Annotated in this window: 4 protein-coding genes and 1 pseudogene; 1 reads left to right on the forward strand and 4 read right to left on the reverse strand. The window is 43.9% G+C overall.

All coding sequences use genetic code 11. From position 1 onward, the window contains the following. Positions 1-312: 312 nt before the first annotated feature. Positions 313-636, reverse strand: coding sequence for an IS1 family transposase (locus ACOTXT_RS22205; RefSeq protein ID WP_394816661.1), 324 nt, complete (start codon positions 634-636; stop codon positions 313-315). 378 nt (positions 637-1014) lie between these two features. Next, the gene (locus ACOTXT_RS22210; protein WP_162782983.1) at positions 1015-2190 is read right to left on the reverse strand and encodes a glycosyltransferase; all 1176 of its coding nucleotides are present in this window, start codon (positions 2188-2190) and stop codon (positions 1015-1017) included. 152 nt (positions 2191-2342) lie between these two features. On the opposite strand from ACOTXT_RS22210, the gene ACOTXT_RS22215 reads away from it, so the two are divergent. Further along, a complete protein-coding gene (locus tag ACOTXT_RS22215; RefSeq protein ID WP_162782984.1) occupies positions 2343-3311 on the forward strand; it encodes an IS5 family transposase in 969 nt (322 codons plus the stop codon). Between the two features lie 50 nt (positions 3312-3361). Here ACOTXT_RS22215 and ACOTXT_RS22220 read toward each other — a convergent pair. Then, positions 3362-3466 (reverse strand): annotated as a pseudogene (locus ACOTXT_RS22220) (EAL domain-containing protein); the annotation flags it as partial. A gap of 141 nt (positions 3467-3607) precedes the next feature. Then, positions 3608-4135, reverse strand: coding sequence for a response regulator transcription factor (locus ACOTXT_RS22225; RefSeq protein WP_421625462.1), 528 nt, complete (start codon positions 4133-4135; stop codon positions 3608-3610). Positions 4136-4224: the final 89 nt, after the last annotated feature.

Genomic DNA, 4224 nt, shown 5'->3' on the forward strand with positions numbered 1-4224 from the left:
CGGGTCTGGCGGCGTTTACTGGAAAACTCACTGTCGGCAAAAGTCAGTTGCTGGCTCATCCGGTTACTCATTCTGGGTTCAGGTTACAACACGATGATCTCACATCTCGGACTTATTCGCACCTTCCCTAAAATTTTAAATTAAACGCAACGATTTACAATCCGTTTTCAATAGGGGGGGGCTATCAATAAATACACATCAATTACTATTTAGCATTGCAAAACAATGATTGGATATGGTAACTGGGTAACGAATTAAGGACTTTAATGCAGGCAGTACGAATAGATAGAAAATGTGAGCAATGATTTCAATTTATTGGGGTATAACCTGAACAATAGTCAATGTTTTTGCTATACGTTTTCGCTGCCCCTGATGAGACCCGCGGCGACCTAGTCTGAACAGCGGCTGCCTCAGATTCAGGTTATGTCGCCCAATTCGCTGTATATAGCGTTTACTGATAACGTGATTTTCTTCTTCAGGCACGACGCAAACCGCGTCCGCCCGGTTGCTATCCATATCACTATTACCAGGGGGGCCTGGCTCAAAGATGTTCCGGTTGTTCATGATGCCAGGCCATGGACTGGCCATACGCGTAAAACGGCAAGTACTGACGTAATTTAGCCCAATGTAGCCCATTATTCGCCCATTCCAGCGCAGGTAATGGCGTTAGTGCCCCGCTATATCCGTCAGGCGACAGGCCGCTGCTTGTTATTTAAATAGCGGAAAATCGTGTAGCGGGTAAACGCCCATAATACATGTGCTGGCACACCCCGGGACGCCATTCCTGCCAGTCTCAAGAGATTCTGATGTGTACCGGACAGTACGCGAACTGGAGTTACCATGCCATTCAACAGCCAGATGGAAATAATGTTGATCTGAGCCAGAACTTTTACCATTACACAGCACACGTTCAGAACCGGAACAGGAGGACAGCAGTCGGAAGCAGATGTAACTGAATCACCTCAAAGCCCCCTTATACTCTAAATCAATAAGTTGGTATCAATTGTCAGCCTATTAGGCTCTGTTTTTATTAATATTGTCTATAATATCCGGATCAAAAACTTTTATAATTGAATGAGATATCAAATAATTGATAATCTCCGTAGCTTTTGATGTGGCAGAAAGATTTGCACCTGATAATAACAGTTCTCGTGCCGAATGGTATGCGGCAAGATACAAACCAATTTCAATCGCATTAATCATTATCTCATAATCAATCCAGCTATCATATACCACATTATCAAGGAAGAGGAAGTTCGCTATTGGTTTTTTTATTTCCTTAGCCATTTTGGCAAACCTGAATGCCAGGTTATACTTTCCGATGGAACGATATATTCTTGCCAGATGGTATAAACTTTCAGCTCTTAACGGATTTTCCTCAAAGGCCTCAAGCAAAAAAGGGATCGAATTTGAAATTCTCCCTAAACGTTCATGAATAAGACCAATCCTGAGCAAACTAAAATACCGTTCCTCCGCAAACCCGGCCAACGTCAGTCGTAGTAGATACCATTCAAGTGCTTTACTATACAACTCAGACCTGTTTTTCTCATCCTGCACTGCAGCATCATGATATGACTGTGCGCAATAAAATGCATACCTGGGCATGAGATCCTGCTCTGTACACTGATGGTATGCGGTTGCTAATATCTCTGCATCGTGATGGTACTTTTTACATGTATTGTTACGCGATCCGCTGCGCCCTGAAATAATGAAATGGTTACTATTAATAGTTCCGGTATCATTGTATTTATCTTCAAGATATTCATGTAACACACCACGCCATTTGAATGGCAATCCGTTACGGATAATGAGTTTTCTGTAATACGTAACAGAATGTGACTCATTACTCATTTTCAGGAAATAACTATGGTGAGTTAAATTCGAGGTATCAACACTTCCTTCGATCCTGTCATCCGCGTCAAAAAAGAGTATGTAGTCAGACATACCTTCGCAACGCTGCAGCGCCAGGTTTCGGTTATGTGAAAAATCAATCCATTGATCGTGATATAGTTTACCAGGGATTCCCTTTTGGGCAAAGAATTCCTTAATTATTTCTGATGTATTATCCGATGAACCCGTATCACAAATAACCCATGATGAAATCGGTATTTTATCTAATATATTAGAAAGGGTCTTTTGTATAATGTGAGACTCATCCCGTACAATCATATTAAGGCAGATTGTAGTCACGACTGTTCCTTTTTTAGATCCACGATCGTTTATTTACATTAATCGCATTTAATGAAACTTATGTAAATATGTTATTGATAGATTTTATCTATTTATTTTATGAATTTACATGCTATTTATGGCTTTGTTGAATAAATCGAACTTTTGCTGAGTTGAAGGATCAGATCACGCATCCTCCCGACAACACAGACCATTCCGTGGCAAAGCAAAAGTTCAGAATCACCAACTGGTCCACCTACAACAAAGCTCTCATCAACCGTGGCTCCCTCACTTTCTGGCTGGATGATGAGGCGATTCAGGCCTGGTATGAGTCGGCAACGCCTTCATCACGAGGAAGGCCCCAGCGCTATTCTGATCTCGCCATCACCACCGTTCTGGTGATTAAACGCGTATTCCGGCTGACCCTGCGGGCTGCGCAGAGTTTTATTGATTCCATTTTTGCCCTGATGAACGTTCCGTTGCGCTGCCCGGATTACACCAGTGTCAGTAAGCGGGCAAAGTCGGTTAATGTCAGTTTCAAAACGTCCACTCGGGGTGAAATCGCACACCTGGTGATTGATTCCACCGGGCTGAAGGTCTTTGGTGAAGGCGAATGGAAAGTCAGAAAGCACGGCAAAGAGCGCCGTCGTATCTGGCGAAAGTTGCATCTTGCTGTTGACAGCAACACACATGAAGTTGTCTGTGCAGACCTGTCGCTGAATAACGTCACGGACTCAGAAGCCTTCCCGGGCCTTATCCGGCAGACTCACAGAAAAATCAGAGCAGCCGCGGCAGACGGGGCTTACGATACCCGGCTCTGTCACGATGAACTGCGCCGCAAAAAAATCAGCGCGCTTATTCCTCCCCGAAAAGGAGCAGGTTACTGGCCCGGTGAGTACGCAGACCGCAACCGTGCCGTTGCTAATCAGCGGCTGAGCGGAAGCAATGCACGGTGGAAATGGACAACGGAATATAACCGTCGCTCGATAGCGGAAACGGCAATGTACAGAATGAAGCAGTTGTTGGGAGATTCACTGACGCTGCGTGACTACGATGGTCAGGTAACGGAAGCTATGGCCATGGTGCGTGCGTTGAACAGGATGACAAAGGCTGGGATGCCAGAAAGCGTGCGTATTGCCTGAAAATCCAGCCAGCTACAGGGTCGTTCGCACGAAATCTTATTTATTCAACAAAGCCCGACGAGCGTACCTTTTGGGGAAAACATCTTTTGAAAGACATAACGAACGGATATATCGTTACGTGATAAGTTATGATTGGAAAATAGCGTCGCATTCATTATCTCTCGTCAAAAATCAGGCCGAAGGTAAAGAGAAGATAATATTATTATAGGTGAGGTTTGTGTCGATGGGAATGATTATTAAAGGAAGGTTGCCAATGAATTAGCGGCTTTTGATTGGTCACCCACATATTTTTGGCTTCAGCACCGATACATATTGACTATCCTTTTATTCATTATCCGTGAGTTATTCATCCCCAGCTTCTTCATAATATGTACCTTATGGCTGTGTACCGTTTTGTGATCAATATCGAGGAGTAATGCGATTCTTTTATTGTTGTTGCAGGCAATGATTAACTCCAGAACCTGAAGTTCCCTGGAGGTTAGCGTACGCCGGGTACATAATCCCTGACAGCCATCGGCGGTTAAAGGTCTGTTGATGATGGCAGAGAAATCTGATAAAGATGATTCATCATTCAAAATCAATAAATTATCAATATCAAGCAACTCCCGAAACAGTCTGGAGAGGTCACTTTTTACAATTAAAACCAGCAACGCGCAGTGCGTAAGACGCTTGCGCAGGGAGTTAAGCAATGCGACAGTTGTGGCTGCAGATATATCCTTATGGATAGTGTTGATAATAACGGTAGTGGTCGATGGTGTGATGACTCCCTTAACCATATCCTGGAAGTTAAGGAAGGTGCGAATAAGTCCGAGATGTGAGATCATCGTGTTGTAACCTGAACCCAGAATGAGTAACCGGATGAGCCAGCAACTGACTTTTGCCGACAGTGAGTTTTCCAGTAAACGCCGCCAGA

It is taken from the genome of Enterobacter cloacae complex sp. IR5422 (assembly GCF_049238165.1).
In the GTDB taxonomy this organism is placed as follows: Bacteria; Pseudomonadota; Gammaproteobacteria; order Enterobacterales; family Enterobacteriaceae; genus Enterobacter; species Enterobacter roggenkampii.

Bases quoted from the DNA above. Each gene is read 5' to 3' on its own strand.
- ACOTXT_RS22205 (WP_394816661.1), bottom strand. From the start codon at position 636: ATGGGCTACATTGGGCTAAATTACGTCAGTACTTGCCGTTTTACGCGT.
- ACOTXT_RS22225 (WP_421625462.1), bottom strand. From the start codon at position 4,135: ATGATCTCACATCTCGGACTTATTCGCACCTTCCTTAACTTCCAGGAT.